This is a genomic window from Amycolatopsis sp. TRM77291 (assembly GCF_054166285.1).
This window is the reverse complement of the sequence record NZ_JBSZHF010000001.1, coordinates 7045990-7066186: the sequence shown is the minus strand read 5'-3', so window position 1 is coordinate 7066186 and position 20197 is coordinate 7045990. Positions and strand designations below refer to the sequence as shown.

General features: G+C 68.8%; 21 protein-coding genes and 2 tRNA genes. 19 read left to right on the top strand and 4 right to left on the bottom strand.

The genetic code is table 11. The features are described from left to right. Positions 1–74: 74 nt before the first annotated feature. The 4 genes from ACXIZN_RS32925 to ACXIZN_RS32910 all read left to right on the top strand — a co-directional run bounded on the left by ACXIZN_RS32925 (position 75) and on the right by ACXIZN_RS32910 (position 2191). The gene (locus tag ACXIZN_RS32925; protein WP_457958901.1) at positions 75–683 is read left to right on the top strand and encodes a hypothetical protein; all 609 of its coding nucleotides are present in this window, start codon (positions 75–77) and stop codon (positions 681–683) included. A 187-nt stretch (positions 684–870) separates the two neighbouring features. Beyond that, positions 871–1419 carry a DUF2716 domain-containing protein gene (locus ACXIZN_RS32920; protein WP_126732529.1) on the top strand — a complete coding sequence of 183 codons (549 nt, stop codon included), beginning with the start codon at positions 871–873 and terminating at the stop codon, positions 1417–1419. A 10-nt stretch (positions 1420–1429) separates the two neighbouring features. Beyond that, positions 1430–1831, top strand: coding sequence for an immunity 7 family protein (locus ACXIZN_RS32915; protein ID WP_126732528.1), 402 nt, complete (start codon positions 1430–1432; stop codon positions 1829–1831). Between the two features lie 66 nt (positions 1832–1897). Beyond that, positions 1898–2191 (top strand): YiaA/YiaB family inner membrane protein, encoded by a 294-nt coding sequence (locus tag ACXIZN_RS32910; RefSeq protein ID WP_457958900.1) that lies wholly within the window; start codon positions 1898–1900, stop codon positions 2189–2191. Between the two features lie 227 nt (positions 2192–2418). Here the strand turns inward: ACXIZN_RS32910 and ACXIZN_RS32905 are convergent. Both ACXIZN_RS32905 and ACXIZN_RS32900 read right to left on the bottom strand, forming a co-directional pair. Continuing rightward, positions 2419–2491: transfer RNA gene (locus ACXIZN_RS32905), tRNA-Gly, on the bottom strand. Between the two features lie 106 nt (positions 2492–2597). Beyond that, a tRNA-Gly gene (locus ACXIZN_RS32900) sits at positions 2598–2670 on the bottom strand. A gap of 197 nt (positions 2671–2867) precedes the next feature. Between ACXIZN_RS32900 and ACXIZN_RS32895 the strand changes: the two genes are divergently transcribed. From ACXIZN_RS32895 to ACXIZN_RS32885, 3 genes are all read left to right on the top strand, one after another. Beyond that, complete coding sequence (locus tag ACXIZN_RS32895) at positions 2868–4421, top strand: sigma-70 family RNA polymerase sigma factor (protein WP_457958899.1); 1554 nt, start codon at positions 2868–2870, stop codon at positions 4419–4421. Positions 4422–4526: 105 nt separating this feature from the next. Then, the gene (locus tag ACXIZN_RS32890; protein WP_126732525.1) at positions 4527–4967 is read left to right on the top strand and encodes a DUF983 domain-containing protein; all 441 of its coding nucleotides are present in this window, start codon (positions 4527–4529) and stop codon (positions 4965–4967) included. Positions 4968–4999: 32 nt separating this feature from the next. Continuing rightward, positions 5000–5863 carry an Fpg/Nei family DNA glycosylase gene (locus ACXIZN_RS32885; protein ID WP_457958898.1) on the top strand — a complete coding sequence of 288 codons (864 nt, stop codon included), beginning with the start codon at positions 5000–5002 and terminating at the stop codon, positions 5861–5863. A gap of 77 nt (positions 5864–5940) precedes the next feature. Here the strand turns inward: ACXIZN_RS32885 and ACXIZN_RS32880 are convergent, their stop codons facing one another. Then, complete coding sequence (locus ACXIZN_RS32880) at positions 5941–7056, bottom strand: serine hydrolase domain-containing protein (RefSeq protein ID WP_457958897.1); 1116 nt, start codon at positions 7054–7056, stop codon at positions 5941–5943. A gap of 169 nt (positions 7057–7225) precedes the next feature. Here ACXIZN_RS32880 and ACXIZN_RS32875 point away from each other — a divergent pair, with 169 nt between their 5' ends. From ACXIZN_RS32875 to ACXIZN_RS32820, 12 genes are all read left to right on the top strand, one after another. Further along, on the top strand, positions 7226–8521 hold the full coding sequence (locus ACXIZN_RS32875; protein ID WP_457958896.1) for a GAF domain-containing sensor histidine kinase: 1296 nt from the start codon (positions 7226–7228) through the stop codon (positions 8519–8521). A gap of 19 nt (positions 8522–8540) precedes the next feature. After that, a complete protein-coding gene (locus ACXIZN_RS32870) occupies positions 8541–9386 on the top strand; it encodes a S49 family peptidase (protein WP_034309569.1) in 846 nt (281 codons plus the stop codon). A gap of 175 nt (positions 9387–9561) precedes the next feature. Next, positions 9562–10965, top strand: coding sequence for a glycoside hydrolase family 16 protein (locus ACXIZN_RS32865; protein WP_457958895.1), 1404 nt, complete (start codon positions 9562–9564; stop codon positions 10963–10965). Positions 10966–11110: 145 nt separating this feature from the next. Beyond that, complete coding sequence (locus ACXIZN_RS32860; protein ID WP_457960660.1) at positions 11111–11947, top strand: LytR/AlgR family response regulator transcription factor; 837 nt, start codon at positions 11111–11113, stop codon at positions 11945–11947. Continuing rightward, the gene (locus ACXIZN_RS32855; RefSeq protein WP_457958894.1) at positions 11944–12459 is read left to right on the top strand and encodes a hypothetical protein; all 516 of its coding nucleotides are present in this window, start codon (positions 11944–11946) and stop codon (positions 12457–12459) included. The genes ACXIZN_RS32860 and ACXIZN_RS32855 overlap by 4 nt, the downstream gene beginning before the upstream one ends. Before the next feature lie 31 nt (positions 12460–12490). Continuing rightward, positions 12491–14320, top strand: coding sequence for a sodium/solute symporter (locus ACXIZN_RS32850; RefSeq protein WP_457958893.1), 1830 nt, complete (start codon positions 12491–12493; stop codon positions 14318–14320). A gap of 140 nt (positions 14321–14460) precedes the next feature. Beyond that, the gene (locus tag ACXIZN_RS32845) at positions 14461–14787 is read left to right on the top strand and encodes a DUF485 domain-containing protein (protein WP_321183280.1); all 327 of its coding nucleotides are present in this window, start codon (positions 14461–14463) and stop codon (positions 14785–14787) included. Continuing rightward, positions 14784–16415, top strand: coding sequence for a solute symporter family protein (locus ACXIZN_RS32840; RefSeq protein WP_457958892.1), 1632 nt, complete (start codon positions 14784–14786; stop codon positions 16413–16415). The genes ACXIZN_RS32845 and ACXIZN_RS32840 overlap by 4 nt, the downstream gene beginning before the upstream one ends. 47 nt (positions 16416–16462) lie before the next feature. Beyond that, positions 16463–16813 (top strand): rhodanese-like domain-containing protein, encoded by a 351-nt coding sequence (locus ACXIZN_RS32835; protein WP_126732518.1) that lies wholly within the window; start codon positions 16463–16465, stop codon positions 16811–16813. A 35-nt stretch (positions 16814–16848) separates the two neighbouring features. Beyond that, positions 16849–17775 carry a DUF4328 domain-containing protein gene (locus ACXIZN_RS32830; RefSeq protein WP_457958891.1) on the top strand — a complete coding sequence of 309 codons (927 nt, stop codon included), beginning with the start codon at positions 16849–16851 and terminating at the stop codon, positions 17773–17775. 398 nt (positions 17776–18173) lie between these two features. Further along, complete coding sequence (locus ACXIZN_RS32825; protein WP_457958890.1) at positions 18174–18599, top strand: type II toxin-antitoxin system VapC family toxin; 426 nt, start codon at positions 18174–18176, stop codon at positions 18597–18599. Between the two features lie 100 nt (positions 18600–18699). Then, positions 18700–19008, top strand: a complete 309-nt coding sequence (locus ACXIZN_RS32820) for an antibiotic biosynthesis monooxygenase family protein (RefSeq protein WP_457958889.1) — start codon at positions 18700–18702, stop codon at positions 19006–19008. Here ACXIZN_RS32820 and ACXIZN_RS32815 read toward each other — a convergent pair. Next, the gene (locus tag ACXIZN_RS32815) at positions 19005–20174 is read right to left on the bottom strand and encodes a cytochrome P450 (protein WP_457958888.1); all 1170 of its coding nucleotides are present in this window, start codon (positions 20172–20174) and stop codon (positions 19005–19007) included. The two genes, ACXIZN_RS32820 and ACXIZN_RS32815, sit on opposite strands and share 4 nt — an antisense overlap. Positions 20175–20197 lie beyond the last annotated feature (23 nt).

Here is a 20197-nt window from a genome sequence, read left to right as displayed (position 1 = left end):
GCCCCGTTTTCTGTCGTACATGTGTTCTAAAATGGTCGTTGTACAGCAGGAACAGCGGCGAAAGGCAGACACGGATGGCCTACATCACCCTGCCCACGTTCGTGGGGTACAGCACGAGTTCGGGTCCTTCGCGTTCCTCGTTCGTCCGGCGCTGGCGCCGTCAGTACGAGGACCCGGCCCGGGGCGGGTTCAACTTCTACCTCCGCGCCGCGAACGCGATCCGTGCCGGGCGGATCTCCGGCCGGGATCGCGAGGTGCTGCGGGCGCTGGTCGAGAACGCGGACGAACGCACGCGGCCGCACTACACCGAGATCGCCAACGGCTGGCTGCGCTACGTCGGCCGGCGTGACCTGCGGCTGGCGGAGGTCGGCCGGTCGCGATGGCAGCTCGGCTCGCTCGAAGTGGGTATCAATCCTCATCTCGGCCTGCGCAAGGGCGACGGCCCCGTGTACGTGACCTGGCTCTACTTCAAGGAGGAGCCGTTGAGCCGGGACGCCGCGCAGATGGTGCTGTGGCTGCTCGAACAGACGATGGACGAGCTGCGGCCGGGCGGGCGGCCGCTGGTCATCGACGTCCGGCGCTCGAAGGAGTTCGCGTTGTCGCCGCGCGATCGCGACAAGGTGCGGCCATGGGTGCGGAGTGAGGCTTCGGCCTTCATGAGTCTTTGGGAGGCGGCCGCGTGATCGGACGACGGCGAGCCCGCGTTCGGTGGGCTCGCCGTTCACGCACCGTCATTCTCACGGTTCCGGCGGCGACGCAAGACACCTGATCAGGTGACAGTTTCGCGGACTATGCCCACGAGCTGGACAACTTGGGCCCTGAACACGAAGCTTTCCCAGTCTTAACCGGCCGAACCACCGAGGGTCGCTCGTGAACAACGCTTGGGAAGCCATCTCCAGGGTCGCAGATGAGCCCGCCTGGTACTGGGTCTACGACAAGCTCGCGTTCTGGCCGAGCACCTACGCGCACGCCTGGCCCGGCTTCCGTGAACCCGCCCCGTCCGTCGCCTGGGATCTCGCGCCCGGCGGCCTCGACCGTTCGTCACCGGAATTCCGGCTCGGCCCGTACGCCGTCGAACAGAACGACGTCGCCCGCGTCGCGCTCGCCGCGTTGAAGGACTGCGTCGCCGAGGACGAGTGGGTCTGGGTGCTGCACTGGCAGCACCAGTCGTACCGCTTCTACCCGCATCGGCACGCCGCGCTCGACCCGTGGCCCGTCCCGGTGTTCCCGCGTACGGACTACCACATGTTCCTGGCGAACGACTTCCGCTTCGGCACGCTCGGGCACCCGTGGGAACGGACGTTGTGCGTGTACGGCGAGAAGCTCGTGCCCGCCTTCGAGAAGCACGGCGGGCAGATTTTCAAGAACGCGCTGCGGCGCGACGGGGCGCCGGCCGTGATGGCGGGCGGACCTGCCTAAACTCAGGCAGGTGTTCGAATACCACGGGTGGGTGACCATCCAAGCGAGCCCTTCCGGTGACGACGACGCGGCGCTGCTCGAGCGCATCGTCGAGCGGGTGCATCGCGCCGTCCGCGACTTCGGCGACGCAGACCTGCTCGACCTCCGCTGGGCCGCCGGGGTGCCGGTGCTGCACCTGGGCGGCATGGACAAACACGGCACGGCGATCGCGCCCGAGCTGGTGGACCTGTTCACCCGCGTCGGCGACCTCGCACCCGGCTCCTACGGTCTCCTGCACGTCTGGGACGACCAGGATCCCGACCACGACAACGAGTTCAAGGTGTACCGGATGGCCCGCGGCCTGGTCACCGAACGCGGCGACGAGCACCTGTCGCCGGTCGCGCCGACCGTGATGGACGGCTACGAGATCTGAATCGCAACACTTCTTGAGTAGCCGTACTCAAGACAGCGCGGGGCGTCCGGCGCGACCTTGGTACGCATGACGAAAACCTCCGCAGCGCCGCCCACCACCGTCGCGTTCTTCGTCCAGGCCGCCCTCTCGTTCGGCCTGGCGCTGCTCGCGGTCGTCATCGGCATCTGGTACCTGCCGGTCGACGGCTGGGTCCGGGGCTTCCTCGCCCTCGGGATGCTCTTCCTGACGACCTCGGCGTTCACCCTCGCCAAATGCATCCGAGACCGGCAGGACGAGAACTCCGTCGTCGGCCGGGTCGACCAGGCCCGCGTCGACAAACTCCTGACCGAGCACGATCCGTTCAAGCCGGCCGCGCTCTGAGCCGGCTCAACCGGCCTCGACCTATGCACGAATCCGAATTACTACAGTCGTGTGACCCCACTCACCGAACCTGTAGCACTTAGTAACCAAGAAGATCAACGCGCCCGACAAACCCTTCGCGAAGGCGACGGGCGGGTAACGCGGGGATCCGAGGGCTCGGGCCCCCGGGAATTATGGCGAGCACGCTGCGGCGCAGGCTTTACCTGCGCACGCGGTGCCCGCGTGCGAGCGGATGACGGGATTCGAACCCGCGACCCTCACCTTGGCAAGGTGATGCGCTACCAGCTGCGCTACATCCGCNAGGCGACGGGCGGGTAACGCGGGGATCCGAGGGCTCGGGCCCCCGGGAATTATGGCGAGCACGCTGCGGCGCAGGCTTTACCTGCGCACGCGGTGCCCGCGTGCGAGCGGATGACGGGATTCGAACCCGCGACCCTCACCTTGGCAAGGTGATGCGCTACCAGCTGCGCTACATCCGCATGTGTTGCTCTGCTCCGGCACTCGTTTGAAGCAGTGGGACAACCATACACCGACCGTCTGTAGCGGTTTCGACCCACCCCTCCAGGTGCTTCGGCGTCACACCTGGCGTACAAGGGGTGACGACGGCTGCATACCTCCGTATGGTGTCCCCATTCGACCGAATGGTGAGTCCTTCGGGGAGGAGGTGCCTGGCCGGATGACCGAGCAGGGCACGGTGCCGCTTCAGGCGGCCTCGGAATCCGACGAGCAGGCATTGCTCCAGCGCCTCCGTGACGGGGAGGACGCCGCCTTCGGGGAGCTTTTCGAACTTCACGCCGCCGCCGTGCGCCGGCTGGCCCGCAGCCTGGCCGCCGACCGGTCGGAGGCGGAGGACATCACGGCCGAGACCTTCTTCCGGGTGCTTCAGGCGTTGCGCCGGGGCGCGGGGCCGCGGGACTACGTCCGGGCGTATCTGCTGACGGTGGCTCGCCGGGTCTCGTGGGAGTGGCACGGCGCGCGTCGTGACGTGCCGGTGAGCGACGACGAGCTGACCTTCCGGGCCGGGGCCGGGGCGGACACGCATGCCCGCACGGCCGAACATTCGCTGATCACGACGGCGTTCACGAGTCTGCCGGAGCGGTGGCGTTCGGTGTTGTGGCAGACCGAGGTCGAAGGCGAGCAGCCGTCGATGGTCGCGCCCCATTTCGGGTTGAGCGCGAACGCGACGGCGGCGCTGGCCCGTCGCGCGCGGCAGGGGCTGCGGGCGGCGTACCTCCAGGCGCATCTGTCGGTCAACCGCGGGCCGGATTCGTGCCGGGCCGTGGTGGAGAAGCTGGGCGGGTTCACCGCGGGCAGCGTCACCGGGGCCGAGGCCCGCCGGATCAAGACCCACCTGATCGGGTGCCAGTCCTGCCGGGCGACGCACGACGAGTTGCGTGACGTCTGTTCTTCGCTGCGGGCGCACGCCGGTGTCGTCGCCTTGCTGGTGCCGGCGGCCGCCGGCGCGCACGCGAGCGGGGCGCTGTCCGGGCTCGCCGCGTCGGTCAAGGGGCTTCTGCTCGGCTCGAAGGTGAAGGTGGGCCTGGCGGTGGCGTCGACGGCCGCCGCGGGCGCGGTCGGGATCGTCGCCGGTCCGGCCGTGTTCGGCACCGACGTGACGCATACCGTCGGCCTGTCCGGCGGCGGCCAGCCGGAGCTGGCGCTGCTGCCGGCGCAGGTCGCGCCGCCCACCGACGCCAAGCCGGTGGAGCTCCCGCCGCAGCGGATCGCCGAGGACCGGATGCACGGCAAGGGCGACCGGCCCGCCGTGACCGGCCAGGGCACGGGCGCGGAACTCGGGGTCTCCGACCTGCCGAGCCTGCCGGGTGCCGGCACGGCGCGGCAGGACGTCGGCGGCGGGGACACCGGTGACGGCGGCGCCGAGAACGTCGTGCAGCCGCCTGACGAGCAGAACCCGGCGCAGGAGGAGACCGCGCCGCGGAACGAGGTGCCGGAACCGGGCACCGGCACGAACCAGACCACCTCGAAACGGGACGACATCCCGCCCGGTGAGTCGCTGAGCCCGACCACGACGACTCCCCGGGACGAGACGGATCCGTCGAACACGCCGGAGTCGACGACCGACCCGGAAGGGTCCACTTCGCCGGAGACCGGCACCCCCGAAAGCGAGACCGGGACCCCGTCCGGCGAGCCGTCGAAAGACGAGCCGAGCCCGGTCGAACCGACTTCCCACTATCCGGAACCGGGTGTCGACTACCCGACGTGCCCATAACGCCCGAGCGGGCATATCGCCTTCGAACTCTCGCGAATCCGGCTCCCGTCACGGTACGGTGGAGCTCGCTCACGACGAGCGAGCGGCCGCGCGGGAGGCGACTGAATGAACCGGCTGGTGCACGGCGAGGACGGCCGTGACTGGGTGGTCCGAGCCCAGATGGAATGGCGTGCTCCCGCGACAGCGGACGATTTCGAGCACGATGTGGCGGGCAGCTACGGCCCGGGTATCGCGATGATCGCCGTGACGGCGCTGCTCGCGATCGTGCTCATCATGTGGACCCCCGCCGACGTGAGAATCCCGTCCTGGGTTCCGCTGGCGCTCCTGCTGGTCGCGTTGTTCTTCCCGTTGCGGTGGATCCTGCGCCGCCCGTGGACCGTCGTCGCCGAGACCGAGGGCGATCTGGCGGGCGACCGGCCCTCCGAGCGCTGGGTGGGCACCATCCGCGGCATGTTCACCGTGCGCGGCGAGGTCTCGAAGATCTCGAAGACCATCCAGAAGCACTCGCTGCCGGATTTCGACGGCCCGTTGCACCCGGTGGAGTAGTCGCGGCGGCCTGAACGCGCGAGACTGGGGTCATGCCCGAGTTACCCGAGGTCGAAGCGCTCGCTCACCACCTGCGTGAACACGCGGTGGGCAAGACCGTCTTCCGTGTCGACGTGGCGTCCCTCAGCGTGCTGAAGACGGCGACCCCGCCGTGGACGGAGCTGCACGGCCGCGAGGTCACCGGTGCCGGCCGGTTCGGCAAACACCTCGATCTCGTCGCCGGTGATCTCCACCTGGTCGTCCACCTGGCGCGGGCGGGCTGGCTGCGCTGGTCCGACGCGCTGGCGCCGGCACCGCTCAAACCGGGCAAGGGGCCGATCTCGCTGCGCGTCCACCTCGACGCCGCCGCCGGTCCGGGCTTCGATCTCACCGAGGCCGGGACGAAGAAGGGGCTGGCGGTCTGGATCGTGCGTGATCCGGAGAAGGAGGTCGCCAGTATCGCGCGCCTCGGGCCGGACGCGCTTTCGCTGGACCGCGCGGGGCTCGAGAAGTTGTTCGCCGGGCGCACCGAACGGCTGAAGACGGCGCTCACCGATCAGTCGCTGATCGCCGGGATCGGCAACGCCTACTCCGACGAGATCATGCACATGGCGAAGCTTTCTCCTTACGCCACAACCGGAAAGCTGTCCGAAGGGGCGCTCGACGGGCTCTTCGAGGCCATCAACGCGGTGCTGACCAGCGCCGTGACGCGGTCGGTCGGCCAGTCCGCGGCCCGGCTCAAGGGCGAGAAGCGGTCCGGGCTGCGGGTGCACGCGCGCACCGGGCTGCCGTGCCCGGTCTGCGGCGACACGATCCGCGAGATCTCGTTCGCGGACAAGTCCTTCCAGTACTGCCCGACCTGCCAGACCGGTGGGAAACCCTTGGCCGACCGGCGGATGTCGCGCCTGCTCAAGTGACCCGCCACCGACCGCGTTTAGTCCTCTGGATGCGGTACTTGCACGCGCAAGTACCGCATCCAGAGGACTAAACGCGGTCAGCAGAGGGCGGCTTGCACCGCGGGCATCGGCGGCTTCGGCACCCGCTGCCCGCCGTGCACGTCCGCGGCGAGGTCGTACACGTTCAGCGCCAGCACGATCTGTTTCGAGCCGTCCGCGGTGCTCATCGAGACGCTGAAGAATCCCGGGCCGGCACCGGTGTTGCCCCAGAACGTCTTCGTGACGTCCCCGCATTCCACGTCGAGCGTCTCGATCCCCGCTCCGTAGGCGCCGCCGTCCTCGTTCGGCACGAGCCGCTCGAGCTCCGCCTGTTGCGCGGGCGCCAGGAGCCGTCCTGCCAGCAACGCGCGGTGGAACGTCGCGACGTCCTCGACGGTCGACACCATCGCGCCCGCGGTCCAGTCGTACGACGGGCTGAACACCGTCATGTCCTGGCCGCGCATGTCGTAGCCGTGCAGATGCGGCCCGCGCAGGAACGGCGACCACAGCGGGAAGTACGTCCGCCCGAGACGGAGCGGGCCGAGGATCCGCCGCTGGATCTCCTCTCGGACGTCGTTGCGGGTGACCTTCTCGATCACCTTGCCCAGCAACAGATATCCGGTGTTCGAGTACTCCACGCCGGTGCCCGGCGGGAACGTGGGCCGGTCGGCGAGCGACCGCCGGATCACCTCCGACGGCGTGATGACGTGCGCCCGGTTCCCCTCGACGAGATACGGGTCGAAGAAATGCGGATCGAGGGGATCGTGCACGCCGGAAGTGTGGTTCAGCAGCATGCGCAGCGTGATCTTCCCGGGCTCGTAGCCGGGCCCGCGTACGACACCGGGCAGCCGTCGCTCCACCGGATCGTCGAGGGAAAGCGCGCCTTCGCCCGCCAGTTGCAGCACCACCGTGGCGACGAACGCCTTGGTGTTGCTGGCGATCCGGAACCGGTGGTGCGGCGCCGCGGGTTCGCGCGTTGCCTGGTTCGCGTATCCGGCGCCGAAGCGCGAGACCGCCTCACCGGTCCGGACCTGGACGACCGCTCCCGGGAATCCCCCTTCGCCGACCAGATCGCCGACCGCCGCGCGCACCGGATCCCCGGCCGCGACCGCCGTCCCGCTCGCCAGCAGGACCCCCGTCAGCACCCCCGCCGCGAGTTTCCCCGATCCGCGCATTGTGTTCCTCCCCCGGAAGCGATTGCCTGCGCACAGTCTTCTCCGCGCGACGGGGAGTGACCATGGGGACTACGCCCGGGTCTTGGGTAGGGTCGGCCCCACCCTCAGTTGTCACAACTCAACGGAAAGTGGGGAGCAGGCCTTGCACCCGGTTGGTCGAGCGCAGAGCATGGACGCCGTGTCCGGGCTCGAAATCGCGCAGATCATCCCTTGGGGTGTGGCGCTGTTGCTCGCGATCCTCGTCGTCGTCCTCCTGATCAAGCTGAGGCGTCCCGCGAGCATCGTCGAGAACGCGGTGCTGCAGGCCGTCCACCGGATGTCGAAGGCGACACCGGACCTCCGCGAGGGTCTCGACGAGCAGGTCGCCGACAAGATCACCAGCCAGCTGCTCGAGATGCTCGACTGCGTCGCCGTCGGCATCACCGACAGCGAAGGCACGCTGCTGTCCTGGGACGGCGAGGCCAACGACCACTACGTCGACCTCGTCGACGCCATCGGCAACGCGATCCGCAAGCACCGGCGCGAGGTCGTCGCGCACGACAAGATGCCGTGCAACCACCGCGGCACCTGCCGGATGCGGACCGCGGTGATCGTGCCGTTGATCGTCGAGGGCGAGACCGAGGCGGCGCTGATCGTCGTCGGGCGCACCCGCGGTCGGCTGGTGCAGATGGCCGACGCGGTCGCGCAGTTCGTCTGTACCCAGTTCGAGCTGGCGCGCCTGGACGAATCGAAGAACCAGCTCCAGCAGGCGGAGATCAAGGCGCTGCGCGCGCAGATCTCCCCGCACTTCGTCTACAACGCGCTCAACACCATCTCGTCGCTGATCCGGACAGACCCGGAGGAGGCGCGAGAGCTGCTTCAGGACTTCGCGGACTTCACGCGCTACTCGTTCCGGACCTCGGGCATGTTCACCTCGCTCGCCGAGGAACTGCGGAACATCGACCGCTACCTGACCATCGAGAACGCCCGCTTCGGCGGACGGCTCGAAGTGCGGATGAAGATCGCGCCCGAGGTGCTCTCGGTGGTCGTCCCGTTCCTGATCATCCAGCCGCTGGTGGAGAACGCCGTCAAACACGGCCTCGCCTCGAAGCCGTCCGGCGGCTGCGTCACGGTGATCGCCGAGGACTACGGCGCCGAAGCGCTGATCAGCGTCGAGGACGACGGCATCGGCATGGAGCCCGCCAAGCTCGCGGATCTCCGCAGCCAGCACCGCACGGGCGCGCACGTCGGCCTCGGCAACATCAACCAGCGGATGCAGCAGGTGTTCGGCCGCGATTACGCGCTCATGGTCGAGACGGCGCCCGGCGCCGGCATGAAGGTGACCCTGCGGGTGCCGAAGTTCATGCCCGGCGTGCGGCCGAATCTGCCGGACTTCTCCGCCGACAGCGCCACCGTCCCGCCTCAGGGCGGCCCGAACGAGTCCAGCGGGGTGAGCGGTTCGCGCAGCGGCGTGCTGCCGTCGTGAACGTCGGTAACCTGGCGGTATGAGCGTTGCGGACAAGCTGACCTCCCGTCTCCCGATGATCGGCGATCGGGGTGAACGCAAGGACGTCGTCGCCGTGGTGAAGCTGCACGGGGTGATCACGCCGACCCCGTCGCCGCTGGCCAGGGGGTCGATCAACCTCGCCGCCGTCGAATCGGCGCTGACGCGCGCGTTCGGGCACGAGCGGCTGAAGGCCGTCGCGCTGCAGATCAACTCGCCGGGTGGCGCGCCGACGCAGTCGGGCCTGGTCGCCGAGCGGATCCGTCAGCTCGCCGACGAGAAGAACGTGCCGGTGCTGGCCTTCGCCGAGGACGTCGCCGCGTCGGGCGGGTACTGGCTGGCCTGCGCCGCCGACGAGATCTACGCGCACCGGACGTCGATGGTCGGCTCCATCGGCGTGATCAGCGGCGGCTTCGGGTTCACCGGCCTGCTGGAGCGGTTCGGCATCGAGCGGCGGCTGCACACCGCGGGGGCGAACAAGTCCCGGCTCGACCCGTTCAGCCCGGAGAAGCCGGAAGACGTCGAGTGGCTGAAGAAGATGCACGGCCAGCTCCACGAACTGTTCGTCGACTGGGTCACCGAACGCCGGGGAGACCGGCTTTCCGGCTCCGAAGACCTGTTCACCGGGGACGTCTGGCTGGGTGCCCGCGCGGTCGAGCTCGGTCTCGTCGACGGCGTCGGCAGCCTCCGCCAGGTGATCACCGAGCGGTACCCGGACGCCGAGATCGCGATCGCCGAACCGAAGAAGCCGCTCCTGGCGCGGCTCGGCATCGGCGCCCCCGCCGCGGCGAGCGCGCTGCTGGACGCCGTCCAGTCCAAGGCCGCCTGGAGCCGCTTCGGCCTCTGACCCGCGTGCGATGAACGGCCCGGTCCTCGCGGATCGGGCCGTTCTTTCGCGTTCGGGGCGGGTCGGATTCACCCGAACGGTGGTAGGCGGAAGTGGTTCAGACCAGGTCTCATATCGGACATACCGCTTTGTTGTGAACGGCAACAAACCTCGACAGCGTTGACGAGGAGGTCCGATGTCCGTTACTTCTCCCCGAACGAGCCGCTGGAAGATCGCGCTCGCCGCCACCGCCGGCGCGGCTCTGATCACCGTCCCCCTCACCCTGCCCGCTTCCGCCGCCGTCCCGACCCCGCCGTCCGGCTGGACCACCGTGTTCACCGACGACTTCACCGGCGCCGCGGGCTCGCTCCCGTCGAGCGCGAACTGGATCATCGACACCGGCCACGGCTATCCCGGCGGCCCGGGCAACTGGGGCACCGGCGAGATCCAGAACTACACGGCGAACCCGGCGAACCTCGCCCAGGACGGTTCCGGGAATCTCCGGATCACGCCGCTGCGTGACGGCGCGGGCAACTGGACCTCGGCGCGGATCGAGACGCAGCGCACGAACTTCAAACCGCCCGCCGGTGGCGCGCTGCGGATCGAAGGCCGCATCCAGATGCCGAACGTCACCGGCGCCGCGGCACTCGGCTACTGGCCCGCGTTCTGGGCGCTGGGCTCGCCGTACCGCGGCAACTACTGGAACTGGCCCGCCGTCGGCGAGTTCGACATCATGGAGAACGTCAACGGGATCAACACGGTCTGGGGTGTGCTGCACTGCGGCGTCAACCCCGGCGGCCCGTGCAACGAGACCACCGGGCTGGTCGGCAGCCGCACCTGTCCCGGCGCCGGCTGCCAGAGCGCGTTCCACACCTACACCTTCGAATGGGACACCAGCGTCAGCCCCAACGTGTTCCGCTGGATGGTGGACGGGCAGCAATTCCATTCGGTCAGCCAGAACCAGGTCGACGCCACGACGTGGGCCAACATGACGAACCACGCGGGCTACTTCGTCCTGCTGAACGTCGCCATCGGCGGCGCGTTCCCGAACAACAACTCCGGCACCACGACGCCGGGGCCGGGGATCGTGCCGGGACATCCGATGCTCGTCGACTACGTCACCGTCCTGACCCGCGGCGGCGGCACGGCCCCCACCACGCCCACGACCACCACGGGAAGTCCCGGCGGTGGCAGCGCGTACGGCACGATCCAGGCCGAGTCGTACGGCCAGGCGGCCGGGATCGCCAAACAGGCCACGTCCGATTCCGGCGGCGGGCAGAACATCGGCCCCGCGGGCAACGGTGACTGGGCGTTGTATCCGGGTATCGACTTCGGGACGCAGACGGGCAGGCAGTTCCAGGCGCGCGTCGCGTCCGGAGCGGCGGGTGGCGTGAGCGGACTCGTCGAAGTCCGGCTCGGCAGCCGGTCCAACCCACCCGTCGGCAGCTTCGCCGTCGCGAACACCGGTGGCTGGCAGAGCTGGCGGACCATCCCGGCGAACATCAGCGGCGTCACCGGGAAACACGACGTCTACCTGACCTTCACGAGCGGACAGCCCGCCGATTTCGTGAGCGTCAACTGGTTCACCTTCACGCCGTGAAGGGATAGGTGTGGCACGGCGAGGCGGTTCGTGTCACCGGAAAAGATGACGGCACCGGTCACCTCAGGCGCGGGGGTGCCCGGTGCCGTCCTTTTCGTTCGACTTTCGTGAAGCGGGCTGGACAAGGAACCCGGCAATGGGCAGGATGCGTCTCACTGTGAGTGCTCACGATGACACCCGGAAGCTCATCGTCCTGGCGGTGGACGATGAGCCCAAAGGGCTAGACGAACTCGTCCACTGTCTCCGCAACAGCCCGCACGTCGCCCTGGTCTACCCGGCGATCGACGCTTCGGAGGCGCTGCGCCTGCTGTCCGCGGACGATCCGAGGCTGGCCGACCGCAAGGCCCGCGGCCTGCCGATCGTGGACGCGGTGTTCGCCGACATCGACATGCCCGGCCTGTCCGGGATGGAGATGTCGCGGGTGTTCGCCGCGCTGCGCCCGTCGCCGGCGCTGGTGTTCGTGACCGGACACGCGGAAGAGGCCGTCAACGCCTTCGACCTCGGCGCGCTCGACTACGTGCTCAAGCCCTACCAACAGGATCGGCTCGACCGCGCGATCACCCGCGTGATCGACAAACTCGCCGCCAACGCCGCGCCGAAGTTCGGCCCCGAAGGCGGACTGGGGCAGGTCAAGAACGACGACGAGGTCATCCCCGTCGAGCTCGCGGGCACCACGAAGCTCATCCCGCGGTCTTCGGTCCGCTGGGTCGAGGCGCAGGGCGACTACGCCCGGCTGTTCACCACCGACGGCAGCCACCTGGTCCGCATCCCGCTCGCCCAGCTGGAAGAACGCTGGGAGAAGGCGGGTTTCGTCCGCATCCACCGGTCGTTCCTGGTCTCCCTGCCGCTGATCACCGAACTGCGCATGGGGCAGGGCGGCTATCAGGTCGTGATCGGTAACGAGGAGAAGGTGCTGCCGGTGAGCCGCCGCCACACGCGCGCCCTCAAGGACAGGCTGGTCGGCGCCAACCGGTCGACGTGACCGACGACTACTACCGCCGCGTCAACGGCGTCCGCGAACCGGACCCGACACTCGGCAAGAGCAGGAAACCGGCGGTGCCCGAGGGCGCCGCCGTCGAGCCCGTTCCCGGCGCGCCGTCCGGCCCGAAGCACGAGGCCAAACCCGAACATCACGCGAAACCCAAGCGGCAGCGGGTGATCCTCGCCGATCCGAGGCAGGCCACCAGCACCCTGCGGGCCAGGGTCGAACTCGAAGAACAGACCAGCTGGGGCAAGCTCCTCGTCCGGGATCTGGTGAAGATCCAGCTGCGGACGGCGTCGCTGCTGGCGCTGCTGGTGATGGTCACGCTGTGTTCGCTTCCGGTGCTCTTCTATCTGATCCCGTCGTTCGGCCGGGTGACCGTCGTGGGCATCCCCGTGCCCTGGCTGATCCTCGGGGTGGCGCCTTTCCCGTTCCTGTTCGGCATCGGCCTCTGGTACAACCGGCTCGCCGAACGACACGAACGCGACTTCGTCGACATGATCGAGAACTGATTGCGGAGCTGCACATGCGAGGATCCACACCGTGCAGCTGAATTCGTGGGCCATCGCCGGCATCGTGCTGGTGGCGGTCCTGACCTTCTACCTCGGACATCGCTCCTCGAGGTCGGCCGTCAGCACGCACGATTTCCTCGTCGCCCGGCGCACCGTGCGGTCCCGCCGCAACGCCGCCGCGATCTCCGGTGAGTACCTGTCCGCCGCGTCGTTCATGGGCGTCGCCGGCATCGTGCTCAAGGACGGCGCCGACGCGCTGTGGTTCCCGATCGGCTTCACCGCGGGCTATCTCGCGCTCATGCTCTTCGTCGCCGCGCCGCTGCGGCGGTCCGGCGCGTACACGCTGCCGGACTTCGTCGAGATGCGGCTGGGTTCGACGATGCTGCGCCGGGTCTCGACGGCGTTCGTGGTGTTCATCGGGATCCTTTACATGGTCCCGCAGCTGCAGGGCGCCGGGCTGACCCTGGCGACCATCCTGCCCGTACCCGCGTGGGCGGGCGCGATTCTGGTGACCTGCGTGGTCGGGTTCAACGTGATCGCGGGCGGGATGCGCGCCATCACCGTCGTCCAGGCCTTCCAGTACTGGCTGAAACTGTTCGCCATCGCGGTGCCGACCTTCGTCCTGTGCATCGTGTTCCTCGGTTCCGGCGGGCCGGGCAGCGCGCGTCCGCTGGGGCAGCCCGCCCCGCCGACGTTCCCCGAGAACACCACGGTGTCGGTGCAGGCGGACGTCACGCTGAAGGTCACCTCGGTGACCGTGCTCGAAGCGTACGGAGAAGTGGAAGGCGCGCGCGCCAACGGTTTCGCGGTGTGGACGCCGGAGGCCGGGCACAAGGTCGCCAAGGGCACGACGCTGAAGTTCACCGCGGGCACGCCGGTGCCGGTGGTCAGCGACGCGCCCACGTCCAACGGCGACTGGCTCCGGCCGGGGTCGGGGAGTCTCACCGATCTGCTGCAGGTCTATTCGCTGATCCTGGCGACCTTCCTCGGCACCATGGGGCTGCCGCACGTCCTGGTCCGCTTCTACACCAACCCCGACGGCAAGGCCGCGCGCCGCACGACGGTGCACGTCCTGCTGCTGCTCGGGCTGTTCTACCTGTTCCCGACACTGCTGGGCGCGCTCTCGCGGATGTACGTGCCGGAACTGCTGGTGACCGGCAAGACCGACGCCGCCGTGCTGCTCCTGCCGTCCGCCGTTCTCCCCGGCCTCGGCGGGCAGATCCTGGGCGCGGTGACGGCGGCCGGGGCCTTCGCCGCGTTCCTGTCGAGTTCGTCCGGGCTGCTGGTGAGCGTCGCCGGGGTCGTGTCCACCGACGTCCTGCCCGGTCGCGTCCGCGATTTCCGGGTGGCGACGGCGATCGTGGCGATCATCCCGTTCGCGCTGGCGGTCCTGCTGCCGTCGGAAGACCTCTCGCTTTCGGTGGGGATGTCGTTCGCGCTGGCCGCGTCGACGTTCAGCCCGCTGCTGCTGCTCGGGGTCTGGTGGCGCAAGCTCAGCTGGCCCGGCGCGCTGGCCGGGATGCTCGTCGGCGGCGGGCTGGTGCTGACCGCGCTGGTGGTCAACATCGTCAGCAAGTACAGCGGCGGCTGGGCGCCGTGGTTCTCGAACCAGCCCGCGCTGATCACCGTCCCGGCGGCGTTCCTGACCACCTACGTGGTGAGCCGCGCGACCGGATACGGGCGGCCGGACGACGTCCACGGCGTGATGCTGCGGCTGCACGCGCCCGACCCGCTCGGGTTCATGCGTGATCGTGCCGTCGCCCGGTTCGGGCAGGCCGAAGACGACACAGCGGACACAGCGAAGGCACCGAAGAAGCCGGAGAAGGCACGGACCATCGGTAAAGGCCGCCACCGGAAGTAACTCACTCTTTCGAGTCGCGAGCATCTACTCAGAGTCGTACCGTTCACTCAAATGGATTGCCCCTCTCGGGCCCTGAGAGGGGCATGATCTTTCGTGACAACGAAGTCATCGAATGGTCGCGGTAGACGGGAGGTCCCGACGTGAGCGATACCGATCCGGAATCCGACTGGGAAAAGGTGCAGGCGAGTCCGGACTTCGCCGAGTTGCGCCGACGGCTACGGGTATTCGTTTTCCCGGTCTCGGCGCTGTTCCTCCTCTGGTATCTGCTGTACGTGCTCCTCGCCGACTACGCGACCGAGTTCATGAGCACCAAGCTCTTCGGCAACATCACCGTCGGCCTGGTCTTCGGCCTGCTGCAGTTCGTGTCCACCTTCGTGATCACCGGCCTCTACGTCCGGTACGCGAACCGGAAACTCGATCCGCTCGCCGACAAGATCCGGCATGAGGTCGAAGGGACCGAGCGGTGAATTCGCTGGCAGCGGGCGTACAGGGAAGCAATCCGGCGCTCAACATCACCATTTTCGCGATCTTCGTCGCGATCACGCTCGTGATCGTTTTCCGCGCGAGCCGGAATACGAAGACCGCGTCCGACTACTACGCCGCGGGGCGCGCGTTCACCGGTCCGCAGAACGGCATCGCGATCTCGGGCGACTACCTTTCCGCCGCGTCGTTCCTTGGTATCGCCGGTGCGATCGCGATCAACGGCTACGACGGTTTCCTGTACTCGATCGGGTTCCTCGTCGCGTGGCTGGTGGCGTTGCTGCTGGTCGCGGAACTGCTGCGCAACACCGGCAAGTTCACCATGGGCGACGTGCTGGCCTTCCGGATGAAGCAGCGCCCGGTCCGCGCGGCGGCCGCGGTCTCCACGCTCGCCGTCTCGTTCTTCTACCTGCTCGCCCAGATGGCGGGGGCGGGCGGCCTGGTGAACCTGCTGCTCGGCATCGAGGGGAACCTCGGCCAGGACCTGGTGATCGCGGTCGTCGGCGTGATCATGATCCTGTACGTGCTGATCGGCGGGATGAAGGGCACCACCTGGGTCCAGATCATCAAGGCCGTCCTGCTCATCGCGGGCACGTTCGCCATGACGCTGTGGGTACTCGGGAAGTACGGCTTCAACCTGTCCAGCCTGTTCCAGGCCGCCGTCGACAAGGGCGGGCAGACCGGGGAAGCGCTGCTCGGGCCGGGCAAGCAGTACGGCAAGACCGGCACGACGAAGCTCGACTTCCTGTCGCTGGGCATCGCGCTGGTGCTCGGCACCGCGGGCCTGCCGCACGTCCTCATGCGCTTCTACACGGTGCCGACCGCGAAGGACGCGCGTCGTTCCGTGGTGTGGGCGATCGCGCTGATCGGCGTCTTCTACCTGTTCACGCTGGTGCTCGGCTACGGCGCGGGCGCGCTCGTCGGCCCGGACGTGATCGCGAAGGCGCCGGGTACGACCAACTCGGCGGCCCCGCTGCTGGCACTCGAACTGGGCGGCCCGATCCTGCTCGGCTTCATCGCGGCCGTGGCGTTCGCGACGATCCTCGCGGTGGTCGCCGGCTTGACGATCACCGCGTCGGCGTCGTTCGCGCACGACGTCTACGCCAGCGTGATCAAGAAGGGCAAGACCGCTCCGGACAGCGAGGTCCGCGTCGCGCGCATCACCGCGCTGGTGATCGGGGCGGTCGCGATCGTCGGCGGGATCCTCGCGAAGAACCAGAACGTGGCGTTCCTCGTGGCCCTCGCGTTCGCGGTGGCGGCGTCGGCGAACCTGCCGACCATCCTGTATTCGCTGTTCTGGAAGCGGTTCAACACCCAGGGCGCGCTGTGGAGCATCTACGGCGGTCTGAGCGTGTGCGTCATCCTGATCGTCTTCTCGCCCGCGGTCTCGGGCAAACCCGTCGACCCGAGGACCGGGAAGAGCGCCTCGATGATCCAGGGCGTCGACTTCCACTGGTTCCCGCTGGACAACCCGGGCATCGTGTCGATCCCGGTCGCCTTCTTCCTCGGCTGGCTCGGAACGGTGCTGTCCAAGGAGCACAACCAGAAGAAGTACGCCGAGATGGAGGTCCGCTCGCTCACCGGCGCCGGGGCGGAAAAGGCCGTCCAGCATTGAGTCGCTCTTCACGCGCGCGCAACGGGACGGGATGCGAGGATGGAACGGTGGTGAGCCCTGCTGACATCCCGACCGTCGCCGTCCGTGATCTGCCGAAGGACGGCGTCGTGCTGCTCGACGTCCGCGAGGACGACGAGTGGGCCGCCGGGCACGCCCCCGGTGCCAAGCACATCCCGATGGGTGAACTGCCCGCGCGCGTCGGCGAGCTCGACGAGCTGCCCGACGACCAGCCGATCCACGTGATCTGCCGCAGCGGCGGCCGGTCCGCGCGCGCCGCCGCGTGGCTCAACGCGAGCGGCTGGGACGCGGTGAACGTCGCCGGCGGGATGGGCTCCTGGAAGCAGGAGGGGCGCCCGATGGTCGGCGACCATCCCGGCGTCGAACCCGAAGTGCTGTAACCGTGCAGCCAGGCCACTACCCGCCGAGAGCGCCGATGCCGCCGGTGCGTCCCGCGCCGATGCGGCAGCCGGTGCGGCATCACGTCCGCTGGGTCGCTTCGCCGCCGCCCGGCGCCTTGCCGCCGCGTCGCAAACCCGTGGCCGAACGCTATTCCGGTCCGCCGTCCTATCCGGTCCCGCCGCGATGGGGCTTCCCGAACCTGGTCTGGCGACGGCCGACCGCGGTCCCCGGGACTGCTTCCGGCGAGGTCACCGCGGGGGAACGGCTGCGGGTGATCACGCGAAGCCTCCTGCCGGTGCTGTGGACCTTCGCCGCTCTCGCCGTCGTGGCCTCGGCCGCCGAAATCTGGCGCTACGTCCTGCTCGTGCAGAGCCGGAACTCCGCGTTGTCGACGTCCGTCGTCTCGGTGTCCGACAGCTTCGTGATCACCGCGGGCCTGCTCACGACGATCCTTTCGCTGCTTCCGTCGGGGCTCACCGTGTGGTGGCTGCTCGTGGCGAGGCACGCCGCCGCGGACGCCCGCGGCGAGGTGCCGCCGAGGCGGCTGTGGCACGTGCTGGTGTTCGTGCTGGTGCCGGTGGTGAACCTGATCATGGTGCTGCCGATCGTCGCCGAACTCGAACACGCCGTCCTGCGCCGGACGCGGGAAACGCGGCCGAAGCCGTCGCGGCTCGTGCTGATCTGGTGGGGCGTCTGGATGCTGAACTGGGTGCTGCTCGGGCTCGTCATCGTGTGGCGGTTCCGTGACGGCGTCCAGGCCCTGGCCGACGGGGTGGTCCTGGTCGCGCTGACCGACCTGGCCGCGGCCGGGCTGGCGGTGGTGACGGCGCTGCTCGTGAAGCGCATGTCCGGCCTGCTCGCTCCTGTGGCGGAGAAGCGCCTTCGGCTGCTTCGCGTGCTGAAGGTGGATGGGGCGCCGGACCCTGAGCGGCGGGAGCGCCCGGCCTCTTCGGTGCGCTGACGCAACCCTCTCCACTGAACGTTTGAATGCGGATCTCCGCACTCCGCTGGGAGCGGACTGGTCTGTAACATGGGGTATGAGCAGCGAGCAGCAGGAGTGTGATCTGCCCGCCGGGGAGACCCGGCCGGGCGAGGTCTGCTGTGTTCGGTCTGTACAAACCGTCCGCCGCCAGGACGAAGAGGATCACCAGGCCCGTCACGGGCCGATTTTCACCGGCCGGGAAAACCGGGCTCACCGCTCATGGAATCCGCAGGCCTGAGACGGCCACGGACGAGCCGTCGAAGCCGTATTCGCCGCCGTCCTTCTTGGGGATGTTCGATCTCCCCGCGGACGCGTCCGAGAGCGTGAAGGCCGTGGTGCGCGGCCAAGATGTCGCCTGAGACACACCAGGTGATCCGATGGCGCGCCCGATAATTGTGGACGCCGGCCCGCTCATCGCGATGGTCAGCCGAAAAGATGATCATCATCAGGCGGTGGTCTCGTGGCTGGAGTCCGCGGCCACACGTGATCTGCTGGTGTTGACCGAGGTGTGCCACTACATCGAGAAGTATCTCGGTGGTGAAGCCGAGGCGGCGTTCATCGAAGGACTCATGCGCTCGCCTCAGTTCGCCGTCTATCACCCCATGGACGACGATTTCCGGCGGATGGCCGTGCTCATGCGCCAGTACGCGGATTGGCCGCTGGGCCTGGCCGACGCGGCGGTCGTGGCCACGGCGGAACGGCTGAAAACGGTCGAGGTGGCCACGGTGGACCGCCGGCATTTCGAGCACATCAAGCCGGTGCACGTTTCCCATTTCACGCTCTATCCCGAATCTGTACGCTGACCTGCGGAAAGAGAGCAAGGGACCTTTGCTACCGCCCGGGCCCCCGAGTGAGCCAGGTCACCGTTGACCTCCAGTTAGCTGGAGGTTCGACACTGTGCTCATGAGCGACGACGGCGTCACCTTCATCAACGTCTTCGAGATCCCCGCGGACCACGTGGACGAGTTCGTCGAGACGTGGCGAGAGCGCGCGAAGCTGATGCGGGACGCGCCCGGGTTCCGCGACGCCAAGCTCCACCGGGCCCTGCTGCCGGATTCGCGCTTCCAGCTGATCAACGTCACGCACTACGACAGCAAGGAAGCCTGGGAAGCGGCAGGCAGGAACCAGGTCTTCCAGGCGTCGACCGAACGCGCTGCGGAGGTCGCGACCCCCAACGCCGCGCTCTACGAAGTGGTCGTCGAGTACTCCTAGCGCGTGGTGACCCGGAGCGAGCGCAGCCCTCGGATCACGAATTCGGGCCGCCGCTCCGGGGTTTCGGCGAGCTCCAGTCCCGGCAGCTTCGCGGCGAGGGAGCTCAGCGCGGCCGCGATCTCCACGCGTGCGAGCGGGGCGCCGACGCAGTAGTGGATACCCATGCCGAAGCCGAGGTGCGCGTTCGGCGTACGGCCGATGTCGAGGGTGTCGGGCCGGTCGAAGACCTTCGGGTCCCGTGCGGCGGCGCCGAGGAGCGCGCCGATCTTCTCGCCCTCGGCCACCCGGAATCCGGCGATCTCGACGTCGGCGGTCGCCGTCCGCTCGAAGAGCTGGAGCGGCGCGTCGAAGCGGATCAGCTCTTCGACGCACGGGTCCAGCAGCTCCGGCGAGGCCACCAGCCGCTCCCACTGGTCGCGGTGGGTGAGCAGCGCGTTGACGCCGTTCCCGATGACGTTCACCGTCGCCTCGTGCCCGGCCATCAGCAGGAGGACGGCGGTCGCGACCAGTTCGTCCTCGGTGAGCTCACTGCGCAGAAGGTCGCTGACGATGTCGTCGCCGGGGGAGTCCGCGCGCTGCTTCGCGACGTCGCGCAGGTACTCGACGAACTCCGCGGACGCGGCTTCGGCGGCATCGCGCTTCTCTTCGGCGAGCCCGTATTCGTACATCTTCACGATGTGGTTCGAAAGGGTCACCATGCGCGGGCCGTCCTCGACCGGGACGCCAAGCAGTTCCGCGATGACCGCGACCGGCAGCGGCTGCGCGAGATGCGTCAGCAGATCGGCAGATCCGGTTCCGGCGATTTCGGCGGCGAGGCGGGAGACCATGCCGTCGGCGAGTTCGGCGACCATCGGCCGCAGCCGCTGGACGTGCCCGCGTCCGAACGCGCCCGCGATCACCCGCCGCAGCCGCGTGTGGGCGGGCGGCTCGTTCTCCAGCAGCGAGTTGCGGTGCAGCAGGTTGAACGACGCGAACCGCTCCACCGGCAGCGCGTCCTGCCAGATCCGGCCGAGCCCGCGATGCCGCAGGACGGCGGCCGACGCCGCGTGAGAAACCGCCACGGCGATGCCGAGGCCGTCGTGCCGGTGGACTTCGCCGCGCTCGCGGAGGTCGGCGAAATACGGGTACGGATTCGCGAGGAAGGCCGGGTCGGCGAGGTCGAACACTCGCCGACTGTAACCCGCGCCGG